The following is a 24772-nucleotide window of genomic DNA, read 5'->3' as shown; positions in this document are numbered from 1 at the left end:
GTCACACCTCCACCGGCGCGCCCATCTCGAAGCGGGCGTTCGGAAAGTACTTTGCCATGCGGTCGTCCGCGGTACGCGCGTGCGCCTCCATGCCCTCCAGGCGCGAAATGCGCGCGGTCACCTGCCCGATCTGCCGCGTCGCCTCGCGCGTCATCTTCTGCCAGGTCAGTGTCTTCATGAACTTGTGCACCGAGAGCCCGCCGGAATAGCGCGCCGCGCCCTTGGTCGGCAGCACATGGTTGGGGCCGCTGGTCTTGTCGCCAAAGGCCACCGTGGTCTCTTCGCCAAGGAACAGCGAGCCGTAGCAGGTCAGGTGGGCCAGCCACCAGTCGAGGTCGCGCGCATGCACCTCCAGATGCTCGGAGGCATAGCGATCCGATACCGCGGCCACTTCTTCGCGGCTGTCGCAGACGATGACCTCGCCATAGTCGCGCCATGCCGCCGTGGCCGCGTCGCGCGCGGTCGGCGGCAACGCAGCAATCAGCGCCGGCACCAGCGCCATTACCTGTTCCGCCAGCGCGCGCGAGGTGGTGAAGAGCCAGGCAGGCGACTCGTGGCCATGCTCGGCCTGACCCACCAGGTCGCTGGCAACGAGGGCCGGGTCGGCGCTGTCGTCGGCGATCACGGCAACTTCGGACGGCCCCGCGAATACGTCGATGCCTACCTGCCCGTACAGCGACCGCTTGGCCTCGGCGACAAACTTGTTGCCGGGACCGACCACCACGTCGGCGGGCTTGCCGCTGAACAGGCCATAGGCCATCGCAGCGATCGCCTGCACGCCGCCGAGCGTCATGATTACGTCCGCGCCGGCCGCCTGAAAGGCATAGAGCACGTGCGGGTGGATGCCCTGGCCGCGGAACGGGCTCGAGCACGCCACCACGGTGCCGACGCCGGCGGCCTTCGCCGTCGCCACCCCCATGTAGGCCGAGGCAATATGCGCATAGCGCCCGGCCGGGGCGTAGCAGCCCACTACGTTGACCGGGATCACGCGCTGCCCCGCCGTCACGCCCGGGTGCAGTTCGACCGCGAACTCGCGCAGCGATTCGCGCTGCGCCAGCGCGAACTCCCGCACCTGGCGGATCGCGAAATCGATGTCGGCGCGCACCGACGCGGGCACGTCGCGGGTCTGCTGCCGGACCTGGTCCGGGGTCAGCACGATCTCGCCGTCCCAGCCGTCGAGCTTGCTGGCGTACTGGCGCACGGCCGCCTCCCCATGCGCCCGGATCTCGGCCAGCATGTCGGTTACCACTTTCTGCGCGGTGGCGGTCTCTGTCTGCGGCGTTTTCTCGGCTTGCTTCAGGTAGGTGATCATCGGGCGTCCTCGGCTTTAATTTCGGATGTAAGCGCTATCATTTCTGGGCGAGGCAAAACTGTGAATCTCGAATTTCCAGGCATTTTTCAAATGAAAGCGCTTTCATGCAAGATTAGACGGAGAACGACGGAGTGCAAGGCAGGGTTTTCCCTCAGCAAACTTGCAAGTCAGGGCCACCGTCCCCGGCATAGTCGTGTGTACCGCACAGATCGGTGACAATGGCGCAACGGCAACCAGGACAGCAAACGTGCGGCGGACCAGACTTGAAGACGTGGCGAAGCTAGCGGGAGTATCGATGGCGACGGTGTCGCGCGCCCTGTCATCGCCCTCGCTGGTGCGGGAAGACACCCTGCAGCGGGTGCGCCAGGCGATCGACGCGCTCGGCTATGTCCCCGATGCGTCGGCGCGCACGCTGGCATCAGGGCGTTCGCGCACCGTCGCCGCGGTAGTGCCGACGCTGGACAACGCCATCTTTTCCCATGCGATCCAGGGCATGCAGCAGGTACTGGCGGCCGGCGGCTACCAGTTGCTGCTGGGCTCGCACAACTACGATCCGGACACCGAGACCGACGTGGTACGCGCCCTGTCCGAGCGCGCGGTCGATGCCATGGTCCTGGTCGGCGCCGACCATGCGCCGGACACGCTGGCGCTGCTGCGCCAATCCGGCACGCGCACCATCCTGACCTGGTCCCTGTCCAGCCAGTATCCCTGCATTGGCTTCGACAATTTCGAGATCGGCGCGCAGGCTGCGCGCCATCTGTACGACCTGGGCCACCGCCGCTTCGGCATGATTTCCGGCATCGGCGCCCATAACGACCGCGCGCGACTTCGCACCGAGGGTTTCCTCGGCACGCTGCGTGCGCTGCGCGCGCCGCTGCCTCCAGGCGCCGTATGCGAGCAACCCTACACCTTCGCCGGCGGCCGGGCCGGCTTGCGCGCGGTGCTTGCCCATGCCCCGGCAACGCCGACGGCGATCTTCTGCGGCAACGACGTGCTCGCACTCGGCTGCCTGTTCGAGGCCACGGCCATGGGCCTGGAGGTGCCGCGCCAGTTGTCCATCGTCGGCTGCGACGACCTGCCGATCTCCGCCGAAGTCACGCCCGCGTTGACGACCATTGCGCTGGAAAGCAGCGAACTGGGCCGGCAGACCGCGCTCGCGCTGCTGCGCTGGCTGCAGGACGGCATCGAGCCGGGCCGGATGGAAATGCCGGTCGCGCTGGTACAGCGCGGCACCACCGCGCCGCCGGGCGAGCCAGCCTAGGTTGGCCGCGGTTTCACCCGTGCCGGCGCAGCGAACCAGCGCCGGCCTTTGCACAACCCTGAGGAGACACGACTTGACGATCCCATACCGATTCCCGCTCGGCCTGCTTGCCGCGGCAGCCCTCGTTGCTGCCAGCCCGGCCAACGCACAAGACTCCTGGCCCGCAAAGACCATCCGCTTCGTCGTGCCGTTCGCCGCGGGCGGCGCCAATGACCTGATGGCGCGCGCGGCCGCCGAAGGCGCCAGCAAGGCGCTGGGCCAGACCGTGCTGGTCGAGAACCGGCCGGGCGCGGGCGGCACCGTGGGCGCCGACCTGGTGGCGCGGAGCGCGCCGGACGGCTACACCTTCCTGATCAGCGCCGCCGGCGTGATCTCCAACAGCATGATCAAGAAGTCGATGCCGTTCAAGGACGACGCGCTGGTGCCGGTGGCGATGATCGGGCTGGCGCCGTCGGTGATCGTGGTGCCGAAGAACGCGCCCTACAAGGACCTGCGCGACTTCGTCGAGGCTTCGAAGAAAGGCAATGGCTTCAATTTCGCCACCGCCGGCACCGGCAGCACCCCGCATTTCGTCGCGGAGATCCTGAACGTGAAGTACGGCGCGAAGCTGCAGCCGGTGCCTTACAAGAGCGGATCGGAAAGCACCACGGCCGTGCTGGGCGGCCAGGTGGAAGGCACCTCCGAAGCCAGCATCATCGCACTGCCGCATATCCTGCACGACGGCAAGTTCAAGGCGCTGGCCACCACGTGGACGCAGCGCATCTCGGCCTACCCGCAGCTGTCCACCGCGGTGGAGCAAGGCTTTCCGGACCTGCAGATTGCGCACTGGGCCGGCGTCCATGCGCCCAGGGGCACGCCCGACGCCATCCTCGACAAGGTCGCCGCGGCAGTGGACAAGGCCATGAAAGATCCGGCCGCCGCCGCCAAGCTCAAGCAAGTGGGCATCGAGCCCGTCGGCGGCACGCGCGCGGACTTCATCAAGTTCGTCGACGCGGAACGCCGGCGCCTCGGTGAGATCGTCAAGGCGGCGAAGATGCAGGAGAAGTAGGCGCCTTGCCGCCACGCCGAAAAAGCGACCCGTGCCGGCCCCGGCTCAACCGGCAGTCGCCGCAGCGGCGTGGCGGCTGCCCCAGTTCTCTGCCTGCCGCTCCAGGTGCTGGCGGATAAAGTCCATCAGCGTGCGCGTGGCCAGGGTCGGAAAGCGGTTGGGCGCGGTCAGCATGTAGACGCTGTCGCCCACGCCTTCGGCTTCGCACTCGGCCAGCACCTCGCGCATCTGTCCCGATTGCAGTTGTCGCCAGACTGCATAGCGCGGCAGCAGCGCCACGCCAAGCCCTCCCATCACCGATTCGAACAGGAACGGATAGTCGCCTGACTGGATCCGCGGCGACACGCGCAAGGTCATCGGCGTGCCGGCCAACCATACCTTCAGCGTAAAGCGGCGTCCCAGCGATGCCGGCGCAATCATGTCGCAGCGCTCCAGGTCGGCTACGGTGCGCACCGGCCCGTGGCGGTCCAGAAACGATGCCGATGCGCACAGGCACCAGCCCACCTCGCAGATGCGCCGGGCCACATGGTCGTCGGGCGGCTGCGAAGTGATCTTCAGCGCCACGTCGACCTCGGCCGGAATCAGGTCGCCAATGTTGTCGTTGATCACCACGCGCAGCGAAATCTGCGGATAGCTGCGCGCGAATTCCAGCAGCAGCGGCGTCAGGTAGAGGTGGCCCAGCCCGGTCGGCAGGCGGATCCGCACGTCGCCGCGCACCACCTGGCCAAGGCTGTCGATGGCGGTATTGGCGGACTGCAGTTCATCCAGCATGCGCAGGCCATGCGCATACAGCAGCTGTCCCGCTTCGGTCAGCTCGACATGGCGCGTGGTGCGGCGCATCAGCTGTGCGCCCAGATGCTGCTCCAGCAGCTTCAGGCGGCGCGACACGTTCGAGCGCGTCATGCCGCTGCGCTGCGCCGCCGCCGTCAGCGTGCGCGACTCCACCATGGTGACGAAGAGCCGCACCAGGTTGAGATCGAAATCATTGTCAATCATCAGTCAACACCATTGGCACAAATCGAGGGATTGTTTCGGCGGAACGCCAACCCTAGCATAAAGCTCGTGTTTATCCCTGCCGACGAGCTCATGCCCCCACCCTCCACCACCAGCCCGGACGACACCGACCTGCCCTTTGCCGGCCTGCGCGTGCTGGACATCAGCCAGGGCATCGCCGGCCCGTATTGCGCCCACATCCTGTGGCAGCAAGGCGCGGAAGTCATCAAGATCGAGCCTCCCGCGGGCGACTGGGGCCGCAAGGTCGGTGTCTTGCGCGGCGATACCAGCGCGCTGGCACTGGCCTATAACGGCGGCAAGCGCAGCGCCTGCATCGATGCCACCACCGACACTGGCAAGGCCGTGCTGCTTGACCTGGCGCTGCAGGCCGACGTGCTGGTGCAGAACTTCCGCCCGCAGGTGGCCGGACGGCTGGGCGTGGGCTATGCGACGCTGGCCGAGCGACGGCCCGAGCTGGTCTATGTGTCGATCAGCGGGTATGGTCCGGACGGTCCGTATGCCGACTATCCGGCGTCGGACTCTGTCATGCAGGCGGATTCCGGACTCATGTTCGCCAACCGGGACGCCGATGGCAGCGCGCGCCGCATCGGCATGCTGCTGGCCGATGCCGCCACCGGCCTTTATGCCGCGCAGGCGTGCGCCGCGGCACTGTGCCGGCGCTATCGCAGCGGGCGCGGTGGCCATGTCGAACTGAACCTGTTCGAGGCCTGCTGCGCGCTGCAGGCCAACAACCTGCTCGAGCATGCCATCGGCGGCCCGTCCGCAGCGGGGCCAGTCAGCGCGCCCAACGGGGTCTATGCCAGCCGCGACGGCAGCCTGACGCTGCTGGCGCTGAACGACGCGCAGTTTGGCAAGCTGTGCCAGGCGCTGGACCACGCCGACTGGCTCGAAGACCCGCGCTTTGCCGACAACGCCGCGCGCATGGCTCATGCCGCGCTGCTCAACCAGCTGGTGGCGCGCTGCATCGCCACCCGCACCACCGCGCAATGGCAGGACATACTCAGCCGGCATGACGTGCTGCATGCCCCGGTGCGCACCTATGACGACGTGCTCGCGCATCCGCAGGCCGCGCATCGGCAAACCTTCCAGGCCATCGCGCAGCCCGGGCTGGGGCCGCTGCCCTTTGCCGGCATCCCGGCGCGCGGCTTGCGCCGGGATGCCGGCCCGGCGCCGGCCAACGGCGAACACACCGTCGAGATCCTGCGCGAGGCGGGCTTCAGCCAGCTGGCCATCGACGACTGGCTGCGCCAGGGCGTGGCGCGGCAGGCCCCAGCGGCCAGGGCAGGTGTCCAATGAAGGCGCTGGTGTGCGAACAATTTGGCAGTGTGCACGACGTCTCCGTGCAATCCATTCCCGAGCCGGCGCTGGCTGACCCGCACGCGGTCACGATCGCGGTCGAGTATGCCAGCGTAAGCCACGCCACCGGCCTGATGATTGCCGGGCAGTACCAAAGACGCCCGCCACTGCCTTTCGTGCCGGGGACCGAGGCCGTCGGCCGCGTGGTCGCCTGCGGCGATGCCGTCACGCGGCTGCGCCCGGGCCACCGCGTGGTGGCGATCGCGGACTGGGGCTGCTTTGCCGAACGGGTCACGGTGCCCGAATACACGGTCTATCGCGTGCCGGACGCGCTGCCCTCGACGGTCGCGCTGCCGGTTCCGATTTCGTACGGCACGGCCTATTGCGGGTTGGTGTGGCGCTGCGCGCTGCGCCCCGGCGATACCGTGCTGGTGCTGGGCGCGGGTGCGGGCGTGGGGCTGGCCGCGGTGGAGATTGCGCGCGAGCTCGGCGCCACCGTGATCGCCTGCGCCAGCACCGAGGCCAAGCGTGCCGACGCGCTGCGGCGCGGCGCCACGCACGCAGTGGCGCCGGCGGACCTGGCAAGCGCGGTCAAGGCCCTGACCGGCGGCCGCGGTGCCGACGTGGTGGTAGATCCCGTCGGTGGCGAGCTGTTCCAGCAGGCGCTGCGCGCGGCGGCGGCCAACGCCCGCATCCTCAGCATCGGCTTTGCCAGCGGCACCATCCCGCAGGCACCGGTGAACCTGCTACTGGTCAAGAACCTGACGCTGCACGGCTTCTTCTTTGGCCGCTATATCGGCTGGACGCCCGCCAACGAGCGCGCACAGCACGCCGCGGCGCTGCAGGACGTCATGGCAACGCTGTTCGACTGGGCCGCGCAGGGCAAGCTGGCGCCGACCGTGTCCGCGACGTATCCGATCACCGGCCTGGGCGATGCCCTGGCCGCGCTGGAATCCCGCCAGGTGGTGGGCAAGGTAGCGATAAAAATCAAGGAGACAGAGACGTGAACACCCGATATCCGAAATCACGTGCGATATGGACGCGGCTGCGCGCGGCGCTGGTGCTGTCGGCCGCCAGCGCGCTGCTGCCCGCTGCCGCCGGCGCGGAGGAATTTCCGCAACATCCTGTGCGCATGGTGCTGCCCTACCCGGCCGGCGGGCCCACCGACCTGCTGGCGCGCGTGGTGGCGGTCAAGATGGGCGAAAGCCTGGGCCAGGGCGTGGTGGTCGACAACAAGCCTGGCGCCAGCGGCATGATCGGTGCCGAAGCCGTGGCGCGCGCGGCCCCCGACGGCTACACCATCCTCGCCAATGCCTCGCTGCACGTGATCAACCCCAGCATCCAGCCGAAGATGCGCTATGACGCATTCAAGGATTTCGTGCCAATCACGCAGCTGGCCGATGTACCGCTGGTGCTGGTGGTCGGCAACGCCTCGCCGGTGAAGACCGTGCAGGACCTGATTGCCTATGCCAGGCGCGAGGGCGGCGCGCTCAACTTCGGCTCGGCGGGCAATGCCTCGGCCCAGCACCTGGCGGGCGAATCCTTCAAACTTGCGGCCAGGGTGCCGATGCAGCATGTTCCATACAAGGGCAGCGCGCCGGCGCTGACGGACCTGATGGGCGGCCAGATTCAGCTGATGTTCGATTCCATGCCGTCGGCCATGCCGTTCATCAAGTCGGGCAAGCTACGTGCCATCGCTGTTACCACCCCACGCCGCGCAAGCGCGCTGCCCGACATCCCGACCGTTGCGGAGTCGGGCTTGCCCGGCTTCGACATCAGTACCTGGTATGGCTTGTGGGCGCCGCGCGGCACGCCGGCAGCGGTGGTCGAGAAGCTTGCCGCGCATGCGGCTGCCGCGCTGAAACGACCCGATGTGCGCCAGCAATACGCGGACATGGGTGCTGAGCCGGTGGGCTCGTCACCCGCCGACTTTGCCCGCTACAACGCCGCCGAGGGCAGGAAATGGGCGGAAATCGTGCGCCGTTCGGGCGCGAAGGCAGACCAGTAGGCAATAGCGGCGACCGTCGCCTCCTCACATGACTCCGCCATCGCTTGCCGCCCTCACCGCCTGAACCACAACATCGACAACCCGCACGCCAACGCCAGCAATACCACCGCCCCTGCAGCGAACAAGGCACCCAGCTCGGTTTCCCTGCGCTCCAGTGCAAAGCGCGCGCTGAGCTGGCGGTACACCTGGCTCAGATCGGCCGCCGAGCCGGCGTGGAAATACTCGCCGCCGGTGATGGCGGCGACCGCGCGCAGCGCCGGTTCGTCCAGTTGCATGAAGTAGGCCAGGCTGGACTCCGGCGCGGACGTGACCTGCTGCGAGCCAAAGCCGACGGTGTAGACGCGCACGCCACGCTGGGCGGCCATGCGTGCCGCGTCGAGCGGGTCCGGGCCGGTGGTGCGCCGGCCGTCGCTGAGCAGGATCACCGCGCCGTGCGGGTACGAACCGGGCTGCGCCGCCTGCTGGTTCTGTTCGCGCCGGCGCGCGGCATCGGCCGCGGCGGCCTCGTCGAGCGAGGTGCCGCGTCCGGCGCGGTCCGAGCGGCTGCCGAACAGGATCACTTCGAGGTCGATGCCGTCTTCTGGAAACAGCACCGCCAGCGCCTGGAACAGGCCGCTGCCGGTGGCGGTGCCGCGCTGCAGCTGGAAACGATCGATCGCGTCGAGCATGTCTTGCCGGTTGTCGGTGGGCGGCAGCACCACCGCCGTGGTGCCGGCGAACGAGACAATGCCCAGCCGCACGCTGGCCGGCAGCCCGACCACGAGGTCGCGCGCGGCCTGCTGGGCGGCGCTGATGCGGTTGGGCGGCACGTCGGCGGCCTCCATGCTGCGCGAGGTGTCCATCGCCAGCACCAGGGTCACGGTGTCGGCCGGCAGCGTGATGGTGGCGCTGGGACGCGCGCAGGCCAGCAATGCCGCGGCCAGCGCGAAGAAGAACAGCAACGGTGGAATGTGGCGCCGCAGGCGTTGGCGCGGGCCGAGCGCGGCGCGCGGCAATGCAAGGCTTGCATACAGCACCGCGGCCTTCTTGCGCCGCGCGAGCAGGTACAGGTAAGCGGCTGCCAGCACCGGAAGCGCAAGCAGCAACCAGAGCATCTGCGGCCAGAGAAACTGCATGCCCTGCTCCTTGGCGCGTGGGTAAGAGGATGGTACTGTATTTTTTAAGGCGGGACGGGACCTCGGGGGCTGCGATGAAACGGGTGACGATCTACGGATGGGTCTCGGCGACCGTCGCGCTGGTTCTGGCCGCCGGCGTGGGCTCGGCGTGGCTGCTGCAGCCCAAGCCGCGCGCGCTGACGCAGAAGGATATCGACGCGGCCGTGCTGCACACGCTCGAGACCAAGCCCCTCCCGTCGCGCACCGCCATGGCGGCCGAGGCGGTGCGCGAGTCGGTGGTCGAAATCCGCAATTTCCCCGCGCCCGCGAAAAGCGCCGATGCGGCGTCCGCGCCGCAGGCCGAGCGTGATGCGGCCCCGCCGCCGGAAGCCCCATCCTCGACGCTGCCCGCCCCGACCGCCCCGCCCCTGCCCAACGAACGCCCGCCCGGCAACAGCGCGGAGAACCAGCCGGAATCCCGCCACATCGGCTCGGGCGTGGTGGTGACCGAGCGCGGCGTGATCCTTACCAGCCTCCACGTGATTGCGGGAGCGCGCCGCCTGGAGCTGACCTTCCACGACGGACACACCTCCGAGGCCACCGTGCTGCAGACGATTCCCGAGAAAGACCTGGCGGTGATCCAGGCCCGGTCGATACCCGACGACCTGCCCGCGGCAACGCTGGGTTCCAGCCGGGACCTGCTGCCCGGCTCCGAGGTGGTCGCGGTGGGATTTCCGTTCGGCATCGGGCCGTCGGTATCCGCCGGGGTGGTGTCCGGGCTGGACCGCGAGTTCGTCGCGTCGGACAACAAGCGGACCCTGGACAAGCTGATCCAGTTCGACGCCGCGGTCAATCCGGGCAACTCGGGCGGCCCGCTGGTGAACATGAACGGCGAGGTGGTGGGCATCGTCACCGCCATCCTCAATCCCGGCAACAGCGGCACCTTCATCGGCATCGGCTTCGCCACCACGATCGAAAGCGCCGGCGTATCCATCGGAACTTCTCCTTTCTGACGCGGGGACCTATGAACGACCAAGCCAGGGGCGCAGCCGACAGCGCCAACTTGATGGAACGCCTGCTGTACGAGGTGAAACGCGTGGTGGTCGGGCAGGACCACTTTCTCGAACGGGTGCTGGTGGCCATCCTGTCCGGCGGCCACCTGCTGGTGGAGGGCGTGCCGGGGCTGGCCAAGACCCTGACCGTCAATACGCTGGCGCGGACCATGAGCGGCACCTTCAAGCGCATCCAGTTCACGCCCGACCTGCTGCCAGCCGACCTGGTCGGCACGCGCATGTACAACCAGGGCACGGGCGAGTTCTCCACGGTGCGCGGCCCGGTCTTTGCCAACCTGCTGCTGGCCGACGAGATCAACCGGGCGCCGGCCAAGGTGCAGAGCGCGCTGCTGGAAGTGATGCAGGAGAAGCAGGTCACCATCGCCGGCGAAACCCATCGCGTGCCCGCGCCGTTCCTGGTCATGGCGACGCAGAACCCGATCGAGACCGAAGGCACCTACCCGCTGCCCGAGGCGCAGGTCGACCGCTTCATGATGAAGGTGCTGGTGGGCTATCCGTCGGAAGAGGAAGAAGTGGTGATCGTCAACCGCGTCACCGGCCCGCGCATCAGCGTAAGCCCGGTGGCCACGCCGGAGCACCTGACCGCGCTGCAGGAGGCCTGCCGCAAGGTGTATGTCGATCCCAGCCTGGTCCAGTACGCGGTGCGCGTGGTCGCGGCCACGCGCAAGCCGGGCGACTTCGGCCTGGCGGACCTGGACCGCTACGTGTCGTTCGGCGCCAGCCCGCGCGCCACCATCGGCCTGGTCGAAGGGGCGCGCGCGCTGGCCTACCTGCGCGGCCGCCACTACGCCCTGCCCGAGGACGTGGCCGACCTGGTGCCGGACGTGTTGCGCCATCGCCTGTCGCTCTCGTATGAGGCCATGTCCGACGGCGTCACGGCCGACCAGCTCATCACCCGCATCTCGCAGGCGCTGCCGGTTCCCGAGCGGCCCATGGAATCCCATGTTCGGGCGGCGGCGGACTAAGCCCCGGGACGCCCCGGACACCGCGACCGGGGTTGCGTCCGGCGTTGTATCCGGCGTGGCGCCCGCCGGCGCCGGCGCGAACCAGACCGACGCGCTGCTGCGGCGCCTCGAATGGACCGTGGTGCGCCGCCTCGACGGGCTGCTGCAAGGCGACTACCGCACGCTGTTCCGCGGCTTCGGCCTGGACCTTGCCGACCTGCGCGAATACCACCCCGGCGACGACGTGCGCCATATCGACTGGAACGTGACCGCGCGGCTGCAAACGCCGCATGTGCGCGAATACCAGGAAGACCGCGAGGTCGCGGCCTGGTTCTTGCTGGACCTGAGCGGCTCGATCGACTTCGGCTCGGGCAACGTACGCAAGCGCGACCTGCTGAGCGACTTCACCACGGTGATGGCGCTGCTGCTGACGCGCTATGGCAACCGGGTGGGCGCCGTGCTCTATGGCGGGGCCACCAACACGGACGCCACCGTGGTGCCGGCGCGCGCCGGGCGCCGCCAGCTGCTGCACCTGCTGCACCGCATGCGCGCCACGCCCGCCGCATCGCCGGGCGACACCCGCCTGCGCGACCTGCTCGAACGCGCCCGCGCGGTGGCAAGGCGGCGCTCGGTGGTGTTCGTGGTGTCGGATTTCATCAGCGCGCCCGGCTGGCAGGCGGCACTGGGCATGCTGGCGCGGCGCCATGAAGTGGTCGCGGTGCGGCTGGTCGATCCGCTGGAAACCGCGTTGCCGGACCTGGGACTGGTGGTGCTGCAGGATGCGGAGACCGGCGAGCAGTTGTTCGTCGACACGCACGACCCGTCCTTCCGCAAGCGCTTCGCCGCCGCCGCCGAGGCGCGAGAGGCGGAGTTGCGCCAGGCCTTCGCGCGCGCCGGGGTGGCGTGCCTGACGCTGTCGACCTACGCCCGGCTCGACCTGGCGCTGCTTAGCTTCGCGCGCCAGCGGCGGCGCCAGCAAGTCAGCGCCAGGGCAGCGAACATCGCCCGGGGGGCCGCATGATCGACGCGATCAGCCGCTTGCCCGTGTTCAGCTTCCTGTGGCCAGGCATGCTGTGGCTGTTCGCTCTGGTCGGGGGGCTGGCGGCGGGCTATGTCTGGCTCGATCGGCGCAGGCGGCACGCTGCCGTGCATTTCCCGGCGCTGAAGACCGCGGGCGTTGCCACCCGTGGCGGCAGTGGCTGGCGCCGCCACGTGGCGCCGGTGCTGATCCTGCTGGCGCTGGCCGCTCTGATCGCGGCGATCGCGCGGCCCCAGGCCGTGATGATGCTGCCTTCGCGCATCGAGACGGTGGTGCTGGTGATGGACCTGTCCGGCAGCATGCGGGCCCAGGATGTCAAGCCCAGCCGCCTGGGCGCCGCCCAGCAGGCGGCCACCACCCTGCTGGAGGCGCAACCCGCCGGCGTCAGCGTCGGCGTGGTTGCCATGGCCGGCACCGCCGCCGTGGCGCAGGCTCCCACCCGCGCCAGGGAAGCCGTTGCCACCGCGATCGAGCGCCTGCAGCCGCAGGGCGGCACCGCGCTGGGCAACGGCATGCTGATTGCGCTGACCACGCTGCTGCCGGACCTCACGCCCGATGCCGAGCGTCTGATGAACGACGACACGCCGCCGCCAAGACGATCACGGGCCCTGGCCAATCCGGCCGGCGACAGCGACCCAGTGCAGCCCGGCTCCTATACCGCCGGCGCGATCGTGCTGTTCTCCGACGGCGAAAGCAACGCCGGCCCGGCCGCGCTGCGCGCGGCACAGCTTGCCGCCGAGCACGGCGTGCGCATCTATACCGTGGGCGTGGGCACCCCCGAAGGCGTGGTGCTCTCGGTCGACGGCTGGTCGGCCCGCGTCAGGCTGGACGAGAAGGTGCTGAAGGAAGTCGCCGATGCCACCGGCGCCGAGTACTTCCGGCTGGAGGACGCTACCGAACTGAAGCGCGTATACCGCGCGCTCAACGCGCGGCTGGCGTTCGACAAGCGCAGCCAGGTCGAGATCACCGCGTTGTTCGCCGCGCTGGGCGCGCTGCTGGCGGCCTGCGCAGGACTGTTGTCGCTGTGGTGGTTCGGGCGCGTGATGTAGCGGGCGGCGGCCGGCGAATCAGCGCGCCGTGCGCGGCGTGACCGAGATCGCGATTGCCTCGGTGTAGACCGCCTGCACCTGCTCGCCGGCGCGCACCGCCTTCAGCTGCTTCGGGTCGGCGACATGCACGTCCACCATCCGGCCCTGCGGCCCCTTCAGCGTCACCATGCCGGTCTTGGTGTCGACCGCCACCACGTCCGCGGTGACCGTGACCTCGCGCCCGACCATGCCGCCCGGCTTGGCGCCCGGCGCGGCGCGCTGCGTGATCTCGCGCTCGCTGCTGGAGCGGATGCCGCTCTGGCGGTTCAGGCTGACCGACAAGGCCTGCGTGTATTCCGCCGTGACCGCATCGCCCACGCGCAGCTGCCCGAAGTTGCGCACGTCGTCGCCCACCTGCACGTCAGTGAGCTTGCCCTGCTCGTCCTTGAGGGTGATGGTGCGCGTGGCCGCATCGATGGCCGCCACCGTGGCCGTGGCCTTGACCGTGCCGGTGGTGCGCGACGCCCCCACGCCGGAAACCGAGTCGACGCGGGTCTCGGGTTGCGTCAGCGCTGTAGCGGACGCGGCGGCAAGCGCCGCCGCCACGATTAGCTTGCCGGGTTTCATGCCGTTCTCCCTGGTTCCAAGGTTGCCGTGGGCCGCCGTGCGCGCTGCCGGCCAGGGGCCGGCGCGCGTGACGGAAAGGCCTGTTAACCATAGCAGAGGGAGCAGCAAGCCGTTGGCGGCGTGCAGGACAACTCCATATGCTCACAGCGGCCCGGGCAGCGTCTTCAGGCCCACCCAAAGCACGCCGATGACAACATTGACCGGCACGCACAGCGCGCCGGGCACGTAGAACAGCGCCGACAGCGCCGGTGCGGACAACATCAGCTCCACCGCGCTGCCCAGCGCGTAGAAGAACACGCCGCACCAAAGCCAGCGCCGCATGTAGGTCAGCAACCAATGCGCGCGCGCCTGGTTGAAGTGCCAGGCGCGCGTGCGTTCGGCGCGGTTGCCGCGGCTGGCGTCCCGGAACAGCCAGCCGAAGAAGAAATAGCGGTACAGCAGGGCGCTAAAGCTCAGCTCTTGCATGATCACTCCTTTGGCCGCTGCCAGCCGGGGGAGTGCAGAAATCACCCGCGCTCGGGGCGCAAGCAGCGATGGCAGCGGCAGGCATACCACCAGCGTACCAAAGAAGTTGCGCTAACCCGAGCCACCGATGTCCCGGCATGACCGGCTGCACTGAGACAGTGCAGCCGGTCATGCGATGATCGCACACCGATCACTGCAGGCTGATATCGAGCTGCTGCACCACGCGCTTCTCGCGCTCGAACTGTTCGGCCGCGAACCTGGTGTAGTCCGCGCTGTTGAGGTGGACCGGCTCCAGGTCGATGGCCTCGAGCGAGCGCAGGTAGGCCGGGTCTTGCGCGGCGCGGAAGAACGCATCGTGCAGCTTCCTGACCACTGCCGGGTCCATGCCGCGCGGGCCGACGATGCCCACCAGCGAGCTGGCGCTGATGTCGTAGCCCCGCTCCTTCAGGGTCGGCACATCCTTGAAGCGCGCAAAGCGCGCGTCGCCGACGATGGCCAGCGGCCGCACCTTGCCGGCGACGGCGAATTGGCCCCAGCCCGGGTCCAGCACGGCATCGATGTCGCCGCCCATCAACGCCATCATTTCCTCGGCGCCGCCCTTGTAAGGCACGAAGGTAAATTTGGCGCCGGCGGCCCGGCCCAGCTTCTCCATCGAGATATGTCCCGAGCTGCCGATGCCGACCGCACCGTAGGTCACTTTGCCCGGGTTCGCCTTCGCGTAGGCAAGGAATTCTTCCAGCGTCTTCCAGCGCGCGTCGGCGCGCACCACCAGGCCATAGCGGTAGTTGGTCAGGCCGATGATGTAGGTAAAGTCCCTGAGCGGGTCGTATGGCGTCTTTTGCAGGTGCGGCATGCGGAAGATGTTGGCCGCGACCATCGACAGCGTGTAGCCGTTCGGCGCCGCCGTCTGGGACATCACCTGGGCCGCCAGCGTGGCGCCCGCTCCCGGCTTGTTGATCGGCACCACGCGCTGGTCCAGTTCCTTGCCGGCGGCTGCCAGCAGCGTGCGCAGCGAGCCGTCGGTAGGGCCGCCGGGCGGGAACGGAATCCAGAACTCGATGGGCTTGGCCGGGAAATCGCCCGCCGCCGTCGCGGCCGGCGCTGCCGCCGCGCAGATCGCCATTGCCGCCATGGCCCTGGCCACGACCGATAGCAAACGCCCTCCCACTCCACGCCTTGCGATAGCCATGCGCTGTCTCCTGGTTGTCGTTCTGGTGTTGGCGCCCGGCGTGCCGGCCGCGGGCGTTTTCGACAGACGTTAGAGCGTTGCGCCAGGCGGGCCAATTGCCGTTCTGTTCAATGTCATTGGCCGAAACGCCCGGCATGCGGGGCCGGACGCGCGGGCCGCTTCACGGGCCCATCGCTGCAACCACCGTGCCCAGCACGCGCACGCCCTGCTCTATCTGCGCGCTGGTCAGGCTGGCGTAGCCCAGCACCAGGCCGGCCGCACGCGGCCGGCCCGCCCCATGCGGCCGGGCATACAGCGCCGAGACCGGGTAGACGCCCACGCCGGCGCCGCGCGCGGTGGCCACCAGTGCCGGCTCGTGCCGCGGACGCAGTGATGGCAGCCACAGCACCACGTGCAGCCCGGCGGCGGTGCCGCTGACCTCGGCATCGCCGGGCAGGTGGCGCGCAATGCCATCGAGCAGGGCCGCGCGGCGGCGCTCGTTCTCGCGGCGCATGCGGCGCACGTGGCGCTCGTAGGCGCCGCCGTCGATCAGCGCGGCCAGCACGCGCTGCTCAAGCACGGGCGCATGGCGATCGGCCAGTCGCTTGGCCTGCTGGAACACCGGCACCAGTTCCGGCGGCAGCACCAGGTAGCCGAGCCGCAGCTGCGGCGAGAGCGCCTTGGAGAAGGTGCCGACATAGATCACGCGACCATCGGTGTCGATCGCCCGCAGGGTGTCGATCGGGCGCTGGCCGTAGCGGAATTCGCCGTCGTAGTCGTCCTCGACGATCCACGCATCATGGCGCCGCGCCCATTGCAGCAAGGCCTGTCGGCGCCCGATCGGCAGCACGCCGCCCAGCGGGAACTGGTGCGACGGCGTCACGTAAGCCAGCCGGACCCGGTCCGCCGCGGGCAGGCTGGCGGTATCCATGCCATGCCCGTCCACCGGGACCGGCAGGCACGTCGCGCCGGTGGCCTCGAAGCAGCGCCTGGCCATCAGGTAGCCGGGGTCTTCAAAGGCAAAGGCATCGCCATCGTCCAGCAACAGCCGCGCGCACAGGTCGATGCCCTGCTGCGAGCCATGCACCACCACGATCTGCCCGGCATCGCAGGCCAGCCCGCGCGCGCGGCGCAGATAGCCCTGCAGCGCGCGCCGCAGCGATGCCTCGCCTTCCGGCGCGGCGTAGCACAGGCTGTCGTGCTGGCGCAGCAGCTCGGCCTGCCAGGCGCGCCGCCAGGCCAGCGCCGGGAAGTCGCGCCAGGCCACGGCGCCGTACAGGAAATCGAAGCGCACCGGCTCGGCCGGCGGCGCTGCCGGCAGCCCCAGTGCCGCCACGCGGCGGCCGAACTGCGACAGCGCCGGTACCCTGGCGCGCCGCGCCCCATCGGGCCGGGCCGGCGGGGACGCCGCCAGCGGGCTGGCGATGCGGGCCGCCCGCCCCCTCGCCGTGACCAGGAAGCCCTCGGCCGCCAGCTGTTCGTAGGCGGCGGTCACGGTGGTGCGCGATACCCCCAGCTCGGCCGCCAGGCTGCGCGTGGACGGCGCCGGCGCGCCCGGCGGCAGCGTGCCGTCGGCGATCTGGGCGCGCAGCAGCTCATAGATGCGGCGTCCCGCGCCCGTGGCGCCGGGCCGGGTGCCGGCGGACGGCTCAAACTGGCCCATTCAAATTCCTCGAAACTGGACCTTCCGATTGTGCCAGTTGTCGGCGACAGTATCGAGCATCCGATCGCCCCGAGCCCCAACGATGTACCTCCCCGAACATTTCGCCGAGACCCGCCCCGAGGCCCTTGCCCGCATCATCCATGCGCACCCGCTGGGCATGCTGGTCACGCACGGCCAGCACGGCCTGGATGCCGACCATCTGCCCTTCGAATTCGACCCTGGTGCGGGTGCCCTCGGCGCTCTCACCGCGCACGTGGCGCGGGCCAACCCGGTCTGGCAGCGGTGCCCGACCGGCACATCGGTGATGGTGGTGTTCCGCGGCGCCGAGGCCTATGTCTCGCCGAACTGGTACCCGAGCAAGCATGAGACGCATCGTCAGGTGCCGACCTGGAACTACGAGGTGGTGCACGTGCACGGCATCCTCACCGTGCGCGACGACGAGCGCTTCGTGCGTGGCCTGGTCGCGCGCCTGACGCGGCGGCACGAGGCCGCCGAGGCCCGGCCGTGGAAGATGGGCGACGCCCCGCCCGACTACCTCGACGCCATGCTGCGCGGCATCGTCGGCCTCGAGATCGCCGTGACATCGCTGGTGGGCAAGCGCAAGCTCAGCCAGAACAAGGACACGCGCGACCGCCTCGGCGCGGCCGACACGCTGCACGCGCGCGGCTGCGCCGAGCTGGCGCAGTCGATGCGCAACGCGGGCTGATCCGCGTGCATCGGGCATTACGCCTGGAACGGCCTGCCCATCGGCTTGAGCCGGATGCCAGGGGCCAGCCGGGTCCAGGGCAGGTCCGCCGGATCGGCCGTCATCGGGCCCGGTGCCTTGGCCACCAGCACGGCATGCGCGATGCCCTGGAAATCGGCGCGGAAGTGCACCGAGCTCTTGTTGACCAGGATCTTCATCGCCTCGGGCTCGACCCCGCCCACCCGGAACAGGTTGCGGTCGAGCATCTGGGCCTTGCCGGCACTGACCACCACCTGCACATCGTCGATACGCAACAGTGCCACCGGGCCGACATCGGCCTGCATGCCGTGCATCATCGGCCCGCCGTAGCGGCATACGCCGTCGGACAGCTTCAGCACCTCGAAGCGGCCCTGCAGCGGCGCGTCGCCGGGCACCCCGGATACGCCGCCCAGCGCGACCTCGATGGTCGCGCCCACGCCGGCGCGGTGCGCCTCGGCCACCACGGCCGGGTCCCAGATCAGCCCGATCGCCGCCTGCCGCGCGCCCTGGCGCAACAGCGCGCGCAGCATGCCCATGGTGTTCGAATCGCCGCCCGCGCCGGGGTTGTCCTGCGTGTCGGCGATGACCACCGGGCGCGTGGCTCCCGCGGCCAGCCGCATCGCTTCGACCACGGCCTCGTCGGGCGAGAGGAACGGCACCTCCCAGGCGGGCTCGTCGGCCAGCATCCGCTCGTACAAGGCCTGCACCGCCGCTTCGGCCGCGCCGGCGTCGTCGCCATAGCCCCAGATCACCGGCCCGCACTCCGGGAAATCGGCGGCCGGAAAGCCCGGCGCGAACGACAGCGACACCACCTCGCCGTGCTCGCGCTGCTGCAACAGCGCGTACATGGCGCGCGCCGGTTCCAGCATCGTGCACATGCCGTTGATCGGGATCAGGAACGGCAGCCGGCGCACCGCGCGGTGCAACGGCCCCTTGCGCGCCAGCAGTCGCTGCAGCAGCGCCGCGGCGCGCGCGCCGGTCTCGGCCATGTCCACATGCGGGTAGGTGCGGTAGGCCACCAGCGCGTCGGCCGCCTGCAGCATGGCCTGCGTGACGTTGGCATGCAGGTCGAGCGAGGCAACCACCGGCACCCCGGGGCCCACCGCCGCGCGGATGCGCTCGAGCAGCGTGCCTTCGCCGTCGTCGGTGTGCTCGGCCACCATGGCGCCGTGCAGGTCGAGGTAGACCGCGTCGAAGCCGCCCGCGCTGGCCGCGCCGACGATCTCGCCGGCGATGCGCTCATACGCGTCCTCGGTCACGTGCGCGGACGGGCTGGCGCCGGCCCAGATCACCGGTAGCAGCGTCCAGCCGTAGCGCTCGGCCGCGGCCAGGAAGCCGCCGGCCGGGATGTTGACGTCGCGCAGCGCGCGCATGTCGGCGCCGCGCACCATCGCGGGAAAGCCCTCGCCGCGCTCGAAGCTGGCGTAAGTTGCCTTTGACGGCGCAAAGGTATTGGTCTCGTGCTGGAAGCCGGCGACCAGGATCCGTGTTGCCAAGGTTCTTCTCCGTGAAACAAAAGTCCGGCGTCATGCCGGCGACACCGCGCCCTGCGGCGCCGGCATCCGGTTGGCCACCAGCACCGCCGCGCCGGCCAGCAGCAGCGCCACCATCACCAGCAGGCCGGCCTGCATGCTGCCGGTGGCCGTGCGCACGGCACCGATGATGGTAGGACTGAGAAAGCCGCCGATCAGGCCGATGGTGTTGATCAGCGCGATACCGCCCGCCGCGGCATCGCCCTTCAGGTATTGCGAAGGAATTGCCCAGAACACGGTATAGGCGGCCCACATCATCGCCGTGGCAATGGTCATGCACAGCAGCGACACCGGCAGGTTGCCGCTGGACTGCGTGGCCAGGGCCAGTGCCACCGCGCCGGCAAACGCCGGCACCGCGCTGTGCCAGCGGCGCTCGCCGCGGCGGTCCGAGCTGCGGCCGATCACCAGCATCGCGATCGCCGCGGCAATATAGGGAATCATCGAATACAGGCCGATCTGCATGGTGTCGGTGACGCCGTCCGCCTTCAGGATAGACGGCAGCCAGAAGCTCACCGCGTAAATGCCGCAGATCATGGTGAAGTAGGCAAAGGCCAGCAGGTACACGCGCGGATCGCGCGCCACCTGGCCGAACGAGTGATGCCCGCCCGCCGGCGCCTGCAGTTCGGCGGCCAGCATGCGCTTTTCCGCGTCGCTGAGCCAGCTTGCGTCGGCCGGGCGGTCGGCCAGCACGCGTAGTGCCAGCGCGCCAAGCAGCACGCAGGGCAGCCCTTCGACCAGGAACATCCATTGCCACCCGGCCAGGCCGTGCGCCCCGGACAGCGCCGTCATCAGCCAGGTGGACAGCGGCGAGCCAAAGATGCCGCCGATGGGGCCAGCCAGCATCACCACCGCCATCACACGGGCCATGCGTTGCTGCCCGTACCAGTAGGTCAGGTAGAAGATCATGCCGGGGGCGAAGCCGGCCTCGAACACGCCAAGCAGGAAGCGCAGCACATAGAACGTGGTTTCGTCGCGCACGAACATCATGCCCGCCGAGGTCAGGCCCCACAGCACCAGGATGCGGCTGATGGTCTTGCGCGCGCCGATCCGGGGCAGCAACAGGTTGCTCGGGATCTCGAACAGTACGTAGCCGAAGAAAAAGATGCCTGCGCCCAGCCCGTACACCGCGTCGGAAAAGCCCAGGTCGCTCTGCATCTGCAGCTTGGCGAAGCCGATGTTGACGCGATCCAGGTAGGCAAAGGTGTAGCACAGCAGCAGGAACGGCAACAGGCGCCAGTTCAGCTTGCGGTACAGCGCCTGCTGCGCGGCGCTGGCGGCTGCAATGGCGGGGCGTGGGGGCAGGGTTGCGGACATGTCGATCTCTCCCGTGGTGGTCGGCTCTTGTGGACGCGATGTCTTTCGCTGGCAGGCGTTGATCGTCTGGCATCTGAAAAAACAGAGCAAGAGCAACTTAAGTCGGCTATCGTTGCCCTGCCGGCAACACAAAGAAACGCCGGCGCCTTCCACGCCAGACAACGAGGTCCCGACATGCGCGAACTGAACCAGCGCAGGCTGCGCTATTTTCACGAGGTACTCACGCACGGTTCGATCCGTGGCGCGGCCGACAGCATCAACACCTCGCCGTCGGTCATCACACGCCAGATCCGCCTGCTGGAAGAAGAGGTCGGCGCGCCGCTGTTCGACCGCCATGCGCGCGGCGTGCAGCCGACCGAAGCCGCCCAGCACCTGCTGGAGTACTGGCGCGGCTGCCGCGCCCAGCAGGAGCTGTTCGAAGACCGCCTGCAGGCCTTGCGCGGGCTGCAGCATGGCCAGGTGCGCATCGCCACCAGCGAGGGCTATGTCGACGGCCTGATGGATGAAGTGCTGACCGACTTCTGCGCGCGCTATCCGCGGCTGGACGTGACCGTCGACATCCTGCCGGTCAACAACGTGCTGCAGGAGGTGGCCGAAAGCCGCGCCCATATCGGCCTGGCCTACAACCCGCCCGGCCATGCCGACATCGCCTGGGTGGCGACGTCATCGCAGCCGGTGGTGCTGCTGGTGCATGCCGGGCATCCGCTGGCGCGCCGCGGCGGCAAGGTCGGCGTGCAGGAGCTGGCCGACTATCCGCTGGCGATGATGCCGCCGGCATTCGGGCTGGGACAGGTGGTGCAGATGCTGGCCTACGCGGAGAACATCCAGATCCGCCCGACGCTGACCACCAATTCGCTGGCGGTGCTGCGCCATTTCGTGAAGCGCCATGACGGCATCACGCTGATCGGCGGCTTTGCGGCCTACCGGGAATTGCAGTCCGGCGAACTGGTGACCTTGCCGATCGCGCATCCGCTGTTCGAAGCCGCCAAGGCGCGCCTGCTGGTCAAGGCGGGCCGGCCGATGGGCGTGGCGGCCAATACGCTGCTGGACTGCATCCTGCGCGACATGTCGATGTTCGCCAGCGCGCGCCGGCGCCGGAAGCGATAGGCCGCGGCCCGCTACTCCGGCACGAAGCCAATCGACCGCAGCAGCTCCGCCTGCCGCTCATAGGCCGCGCGGGCCTCCTTTGACAGCGCTTCGCTGCCGAGCGGCTGGCCGTTGTCCATGCCCATGTCTTCCACGTGCTTGCGGTAGCCCGGCTGCTGCACCACCGCCAGCGTGGCGTTGCGGATCTTCTCCTGCACCGCCGCCGGCACGTCCGGCGGCAGCCACAAGCCCATCCAGCCCGGCTCCGTCATCGCCAGGAAGCCGACCTCGGCGAAGGTCGGCACGTCCGGCAGCGCGGGAATGCGCTTCGGGTAGGCCACGGCATAGGCCCTGAGCTTGCCGGCCTTGATCAGCGGCAGCGAGGTGGCCAGCCCGTCGAACATCAGCGGCACGTGTCCGCCCATCACGTCCTGCAGCGCGGGCGGCGAGCCCTTGTAGCCGACGTGGCTCATGTTCACCCCCGCCAGTCGGTTGAACTGGACCCCGAGGGTCTGGCCGCGCATGCCGGCGGCATACGAGGCGTAGTCGATCTGCCCCGGCTTGCTCTTGATGTAGGCCAGCAGCTCGCTGAAGTTCTTCGCCGGCAGCTTCGGGTTGCCGACCAGGACCAGGCCGGTGCGCGCCACCTGGGCAATGGGCTTCAGGTCCTTGAACGGATCGAACGAGACCTTCAGCGCCAGCGGGGTCTCGGAGACGATGCCGCCCTGGATCAGCAGCAGCGTATGCCCGTCGTGCGGCGCCGACAACAGCGTGCCGACCGCGATCGCACCGGCGCCGCCGGGCTTCTGCTCGACGATCACCGGCTTGCCCAGCGACTGCGTCAGCCCCTCGGCGAGCAGGCGCGCGAGGATGTCGGCGGTGCCGCCGGCGGGACCGCCGACCACAATCCTGACCACCTTGGACGGCCACGCCTGGGCATGGGCAGCCGATGGTAACGCGGCCGGCAGCGCCAGGCCGAGCATGCATGACAGCAGCGCCCTGCGGCGCGCCGACGGTTGTGCTTGCTTCATGGTTGTCTCCGAATGTGCGAGGGTTCGGGTCAGCCAGCCGCCGCCCCTGCCCTTCTGCGGGCCGCCTGCCGGTGGCAGCCGGCCCGGTTCAGGCGGCCTTGCGCAGGAAGCCCTGGTTGCCGCCATTGCGGTTGGGCGCGAAGCCGTTGGCCGCCAGCGTCTCCTCGACCGTGTCGTAGAACACGCCGATCTTCTGGATCTCGCGCGCTTCCTGGGCGCTTGCCACCTTGCGGCCGAATTCGCCGGCAATGCGCACCAGCTGCTCGATCTGCTTCACGGTACTCATCTTGGCCGTGCGCGACTGGTTCCACAGGCAGTCCTCGGTCCCGCAGCGCACATGCAGCCCCAGCGCAATGCCCATCATGTTCACCGGCAGCACGTTGCGTACCGAGCTTTCGACGGTCAGCACCGCGCCGTCCGGCACCGCGCGGACGATGTTGGCCAGGTTGAACACGCTCGGCGCATCCATGCCGCCGCTGATGGCAACCCAGTTCATCACCAGCGGGCCTTTGTAGATGCCGCGCCGGATCAGCCGCTCGACCGATTCGAAGCTATTGATGTTGTAGCACTGGAATGCGCTCTGGATGCCGGCGGCGGACAGGCGGCGGATATGCTCCTCGACCCAGCCGGGCTGCGCGGGCACCGTCATTTCCTTGTACGCGTTGAAGATCGCAGGGTTCTCGCGCGAGGTGCCGCGGAAATCCGCCAGTTCGGCATGCTCGGTGACGTTCATCTGCGAGGTGTTCACGGTCACGGTGACCTGGTCCGGCACCGGATCGAGTTCGGCCAGCATATGGCGCGTGTCGTCGGACAGCCACTTCGCGGCATCGCCCTCGTTTTCCGGGGCGAAACTGATCGATCCGCCCACCTGGATGACCATCTCCGGCACCGCCTTGCGCACGCCGGCGATCAGTTCGTTGAACTTGGACAGGCGCTTCGAGCCCTTGCCGTCGAGTTCGCGCACGTGCAGGTGCAGCACGGTCGCGCCGGCGTTGTAGCAGTCAACGGCTTTCTGGATCTGGTCTTCCATCGTCACCGGGATATCTTCCGGGAAGTCGGACGGCAGCCAGCCCGGCGCATAAGGGGCCGCGGTGATGATCAGCGGCTGCTGGTTTTCAGGGAACAGGGACCCATCTAGGTAATGCACGGCATGTCTCCATTGATCGTGGCGTGGCCAGGCCTGCGGCGCTGGCGCGGCTCAGAACGGCTTGTCGCCGATGATGGCGGCGCGCTCCATCTTGCGCGGGGCCGGCCAGTAGTCCTGCACCGCGTAGTGCTGGGTGCAGCGGTTGTCCCAGATCGCCACGCTGTTGGGCTGCCAGCGGAAGCGCACGTGGTATTCGGGAATCGCCGCCTGGCTGATCAGGTAGTTCAGCAGATGGCTCGCGCCCGGGGTCTTGTCCTGCCCGTAGCGCACGTTCTCGGGCGTGTGGAAATTGACGAAGTGGGTAGAGAAGCCGCAGACATAGAGCACCTTCTCGCCGGTCTCCGGATGCGTGCGCACCACCGGGTGCTCGACCGCGGGGTACTGCGCCGCCAGTTTGGCGCGGTTCTCCGGGCTCATCGCCGCGCCGAAGGAATGCTCGATGCCGTGCTTGGCGCGCAGGCCGGCGATGCGCTGCTTGATTTCCTGCGGCAAGTGCTCGTACGCCGCGGCCATGTTGACCCAGATGGTGTCGCCGCCGACGGGCGGCGATTCGACGCAGCGCAGCACGCAGCCCATCGGCGGGCATTCGCGCCAGCTGCCGTCGGTGTGGTAGCTGTTCTCGTAGTTCTCGCGCTTGTCGCTGCGATAGATCTGCACCAGCCCGGGATGGTCGGGATCGCTGCCCGCCACCGGATGGTCCTCCAGTTCGCCGAAGCGCCGCGCGAACGCCACGTGGTCCGCGCGCGAGATCTCCTGGCCGCGCAGGAACAGCACCTTGTGCTCGAGCAGCAGCGACCTGATCTCGGCAAACAGCGCCGCATCGCGCGCGGCATCGGCCAGGCTGACGCCGCTCAGTTCGGCGCCGATGCTGCAGGTAAGTGGTTGGACTCGCATGAGG

The 24772-nt window shown here is 69.1% G+C and carries 23 protein-coding genes; 11 read left to right on the top strand and 12 right to left on the bottom strand.

Features of this window, described 5'->3' with window-relative positions:
- Position 1: 1 nt before the first annotated feature.
- On the bottom strand, positions 2-1312 hold the full coding sequence (gene hpsN / locus MKD50_RS08915) for a sulfopropanediol 3-dehydrogenase (protein ID WP_252666912.1): 1311 nt from the start codon (positions 1310-1312) through the stop codon (positions 2-4).
- 271 nt (positions 1313-1583) lie between these two features.
- Here hpsN and MKD50_RS08910 point away from each other — a divergent pair, with 271 nt between their 5' ends.
- Together MKD50_RS08910 and MKD50_RS08905 are read left to right on the top strand one after the other, a co-directional pair.
- Positions 1584-2573 carry a LacI family DNA-binding transcriptional regulator gene (locus MKD50_RS08910; RefSeq protein WP_252666911.1) on the top strand — a complete coding sequence of 330 codons (990 nt, stop codon included), beginning with the start codon at positions 1584-1586 and terminating at the stop codon, positions 2571-2573.
- Positions 2574-2646: 73 nt separating this feature from the next.
- Entirely contained in the window at positions 2647-3621 is a 975-nt protein-coding gene (locus MKD50_RS08905; protein ID WP_371925308.1) for a tripartite tricarboxylate transporter substrate binding protein, read from the top strand.
- A 45-nt stretch (positions 3622-3666) separates the two neighbouring features.
- Here the strand turns inward: MKD50_RS08905 and MKD50_RS08900 are convergent, their stop codons facing one another.
- Positions 3667-4617 (bottom strand): LysR family transcriptional regulator, encoded by a 951-nt coding sequence (locus MKD50_RS08900; protein WP_115700127.1) that lies wholly within the window; start codon positions 4615-4617, stop codon positions 3667-3669.
- 90 nt (positions 4618-4707) lie between these two features.
- Between MKD50_RS08900 and MKD50_RS08895 the strand changes: the two genes are divergently transcribed.
- From MKD50_RS08895 to MKD50_RS08885, 3 genes are read left to right on the top strand one after another with little or no spacing between them, the layout of a single operon-like run.
- Positions 4708-5931 carry a CaiB/BaiF CoA transferase family protein gene (locus MKD50_RS08895; RefSeq protein ID WP_252666910.1) on the top strand — a complete coding sequence of 408 codons (1224 nt, stop codon included), beginning with the start codon at positions 4708-4710 and terminating at the stop codon, positions 5929-5931.
- Positions 5928-6938, top strand: coding sequence for an NADPH:quinone oxidoreductase family protein (locus tag MKD50_RS08890; RefSeq protein ID WP_252666909.1), 1011 nt, complete (start codon positions 5928-5930; stop codon positions 6936-6938). Before MKD50_RS08895 ends, MKD50_RS08890 begins: the two co-directional genes overlap by 4 nt.
- Positions 6935-7939 (top strand): tripartite tricarboxylate transporter substrate binding protein, encoded by a 1005-nt coding sequence (locus tag MKD50_RS08885; RefSeq protein ID WP_240071951.1) that lies wholly within the window; start codon positions 6935-6937, stop codon positions 7937-7939. The genes MKD50_RS08890 and MKD50_RS08885 overlap by 4 nt, the downstream gene beginning before the upstream one ends.
- 53 nt (positions 7940-7992) lie before the next feature.
- Here MKD50_RS08885 and MKD50_RS08880 read toward each other — a convergent pair whose 3' ends face one another.
- Complete coding sequence (locus tag MKD50_RS08880; protein ID WP_115700124.1) at positions 7993-9054, bottom strand: VWA domain-containing protein; 1062 nt, start codon at positions 9052-9054, stop codon at positions 7993-7995.
- Positions 9055-9128: 74 nt separating this feature from the next.
- On the opposite strand from MKD50_RS08880, the gene MKD50_RS08875 reads away from it, so the two are divergent.
- The 4 genes from MKD50_RS08875 to MKD50_RS08860 are packed head-to-tail and all read left to right on the top strand — an operon-like array spanning position 9129 to position 13138.
- Positions 9129-10046 carry a S1C family serine protease gene (locus MKD50_RS08875; protein WP_115700123.1) on the top strand — a complete coding sequence of 306 codons (918 nt, stop codon included), beginning with the start codon at positions 9129-9131 and terminating at the stop codon, positions 10044-10046.
- An 11-nt stretch (positions 10047-10057) separates the two neighbouring features.
- Entirely contained in the window at positions 10058-11071 is a 1014-nt protein-coding gene (locus MKD50_RS08870) for an AAA family ATPase (protein ID WP_115700122.1), read from the top strand.
- On the top strand, positions 11049-12071 hold the full coding sequence (locus MKD50_RS08865; protein WP_115700121.1) for a DUF58 domain-containing protein: 1023 nt from the start codon (positions 11049-11051) through the stop codon (positions 12069-12071). Before MKD50_RS08870 ends, MKD50_RS08865 begins: the two co-directional genes overlap by 23 nt.
- On the top strand, positions 12068-13138 hold the full coding sequence (locus MKD50_RS08860; RefSeq protein ID WP_252666908.1) for a VWA domain-containing protein: 1071 nt from the start codon (positions 12068-12070) through the stop codon (positions 13136-13138). The genes MKD50_RS08865 and MKD50_RS08860 overlap by 4 nt, the downstream gene beginning before the upstream one ends.
- 18 nt (positions 13139-13156) lie before the next feature.
- Here MKD50_RS08860 and MKD50_RS08855 read toward each other — a convergent pair whose 3' ends face one another.
- The 4 genes from MKD50_RS08855 to pdxR form a co-directional block, all read right to left on the bottom strand.
- Entirely contained in the window at positions 13157-13744 is a 588-nt protein-coding gene (locus MKD50_RS08855; RefSeq protein ID WP_115700119.1) for a hypothetical protein, read from the bottom strand.
- Between the two features lie 141 nt (positions 13745-13885).
- The gene (locus MKD50_RS08850) at positions 13886-14209 is read right to left on the bottom strand and encodes a hypothetical protein (RefSeq protein WP_115700118.1); all 324 of its coding nucleotides are present in this window, start codon (positions 14207-14209) and stop codon (positions 13886-13888) included.
- Positions 14210-14399: 190 nt separating this feature from the next.
- Positions 14400-15398: a tripartite tricarboxylate transporter substrate binding protein gene (locus MKD50_RS08845; RefSeq protein WP_240071948.1), complete on the bottom strand. Its 999-nt coding sequence runs from the start codon at positions 15396-15398 to the stop codon at positions 14400-14402.
- A gap of 160 nt (positions 15399-15558) precedes the next feature.
- A complete protein-coding gene (gene pdxR / locus MKD50_RS08840) occupies positions 15559-17040 on the bottom strand; it encodes a MocR-like pyridoxine biosynthesis transcription factor PdxR (protein WP_252666907.1) in 1482 nt (493 codons plus the stop codon).
- A gap of 82 nt (positions 17041-17122) precedes the next feature.
- Between pdxR and MKD50_RS08835 the strand changes: the two genes are divergently transcribed.
- Positions 17123-17746 (top strand): FMN-binding negative transcriptional regulator, encoded by a 624-nt coding sequence (locus MKD50_RS08835; RefSeq protein ID WP_252666906.1) that lies wholly within the window; start codon positions 17123-17125, stop codon positions 17744-17746.
- Between the two features lie 17 nt (positions 17747-17763).
- On the opposite strand, the gene MKD50_RS08830 is transcribed toward MKD50_RS08835, so the two are convergent.
- Positions 17764-19260 (bottom strand): M81 family metallopeptidase, encoded by a 1497-nt coding sequence (locus tag MKD50_RS08830; protein WP_252666905.1) that lies wholly within the window; start codon positions 19258-19260, stop codon positions 17764-17766.
- 30 nt (positions 19261-19290) lie between these two features.
- Complete coding sequence (locus MKD50_RS08825) at positions 19291-20610, bottom strand: MFS transporter (RefSeq protein ID WP_252666904.1); 1320 nt, start codon at positions 20608-20610, stop codon at positions 19291-19293.
- Positions 20611-20784: 174 nt separating this feature from the next.
- Here MKD50_RS08825 and MKD50_RS08820 point away from each other — a divergent pair, with 174 nt between their 5' ends.
- Positions 20785-21717 (top strand): LysR family transcriptional regulator, encoded by a 933-nt coding sequence (locus tag MKD50_RS08820; protein WP_252666903.1) that lies wholly within the window; start codon positions 20785-20787, stop codon positions 21715-21717.
- Positions 21718-21728: 11 nt separating this feature from the next.
- Here MKD50_RS08820 and MKD50_RS08815 read toward each other — a convergent pair whose 3' ends face one another.
- From MKD50_RS08815 to MKD50_RS08805, 3 genes are all read right to left on the bottom strand, one after another.
- On the bottom strand, positions 21729-22727 hold the full coding sequence (locus MKD50_RS08815) for a Bug family tripartite tricarboxylate transporter substrate binding protein (RefSeq protein ID WP_115700111.1): 999 nt from the start codon (positions 22725-22727) through the stop codon (positions 21729-21731).
- Positions 22728-22815: 88 nt separating this feature from the next.
- A complete protein-coding gene (locus MKD50_RS08810) occupies positions 22816-23874 on the bottom strand; it encodes a beta-keto acid cleavage family enzyme (RefSeq protein ID WP_252666902.1) in 1059 nt (352 codons plus the stop codon).
- A gap of 51 nt (positions 23875-23925) precedes the next feature.
- A complete protein-coding gene (locus tag MKD50_RS08805; RefSeq protein ID WP_252666901.1) occupies positions 23926-24768 on the bottom strand; it encodes a TauD/TfdA dioxygenase family protein in 843 nt (280 codons plus the stop codon).
- Between the last annotated feature and the right edge of the window lie 4 nt (positions 24769-24772).

The sequence above is a fragment of the Cupriavidus mimosae genome (assembly GCF_023952485.1).
In the GTDB taxonomy this organism is placed as follows: domain Bacteria; phylum Pseudomonadota; class Gammaproteobacteria; order Burkholderiales; family Burkholderiaceae; genus Cupriavidus; species Cupriavidus taiwanensis_C.
This window is presented reverse-complemented; position numbering and strand designations above follow the sequence as displayed.

Coding starts and splice junctions, on each gene's coding strand:
- hpsN (WP_252666912.1), bottom strand. CDS start 1,312: ATGATCACCTACCTGAAGCAAGCCGAGAAAACGCCGCAGACAGAGACC.
- MKD50_RS08900 (WP_115700127.1), bottom strand. CDS start 4,617: ATGATTGACAATGATTTCGATCTCAACCTGGTGCGGCTCTTCGTCACC.
- MKD50_RS08895 (WP_252666910.1), top strand. CDS start 4,708: ATGCCCCCACCCTCCACCACCAGCCCGGACGACACCGACCTGCCCTTT.
- MKD50_RS08890 (WP_252666909.1), top strand. CDS start 5,928: ATGAAGGCGCTGGTGTGCGAACAATTTGGCAGTGTGCACGACGTCTCC.
- MKD50_RS08880 (WP_115700124.1), bottom strand. CDS start 9,054: ATGCAGTTTCTCTGGCCGCAGATGCTCTGGTTGCTGCTTGCGCTTCCG.
- MKD50_RS08875 (WP_115700123.1), top strand. CDS start 9,129: ATGAAACGGGTGACGATCTACGGATGGGTCTCGGCGACCGTCGCGCTG.
- MKD50_RS08870 (WP_115700122.1), top strand. CDS start 10,058: ATGAACGACCAAGCCAGGGGCGCAGCCGACAGCGCCAACTTGATGGAA.
- MKD50_RS08865 (WP_115700121.1), top strand. CDS start 11,049: ATGTTCGGGCGGCGGCGGACTAAGCCCCGGGACGCCCCGGACACCGCG.
- MKD50_RS08860 (WP_252666908.1), top strand. CDS start 12,068: ATGATCGACGCGATCAGCCGCTTGCCCGTGTTCAGCTTCCTGTGGCCA.
- MKD50_RS08855 (WP_115700119.1), bottom strand. CDS start 13,744: ATGAAACCCGGCAAGCTAATCGTGGCGGCGGCGCTTGCCGCCGCGTCC.
- MKD50_RS08850 (WP_115700118.1), bottom strand. CDS start 14,209: ATGCAAGAGCTGAGCTTTAGCGCCCTGCTGTACCGCTATTTCTTCTTC.
- MKD50_RS08845 (WP_240071948.1), bottom strand. CDS start 15,398: ATGGCTATCGCAAGGCGTGGAGTGGGAGGGCGTTTGCTATCGGTCGTG.
- pdxR (WP_252666907.1), bottom strand. CDS start 17,040: ATGGGCCAGTTTGAGCCGTCCGCCGGCACCCGGCCCGGCGCCACGGGC.
- MKD50_RS08835 (WP_252666906.1), top strand. CDS start 17,123: ATGTACCTCCCCGAACATTTCGCCGAGACCCGCCCCGAGGCCCTTGCC.
- MKD50_RS08825 (WP_252666904.1), bottom strand. CDS start 20,610: ATGTCCGCAACCCTGCCCCCACGCCCCGCCATTGCAGCCGCCAGCGCC.
- MKD50_RS08820 (WP_252666903.1), top strand. CDS start 20,785: ATGCGCGAACTGAACCAGCGCAGGCTGCGCTATTTTCACGAGGTACTC.
- MKD50_RS08815 (WP_115700111.1), bottom strand. CDS start 22,727: ATGAAGCAAGCACAACCGTCGGCGCGCCGCAGGGCGCTGCTGTCATGC.
- MKD50_RS08805 (WP_252666901.1), bottom strand. CDS start 24,768: ATGCGAGTCCAACCACTTACCTGCAGCATCGGCGCCGAACTGAGCGGC.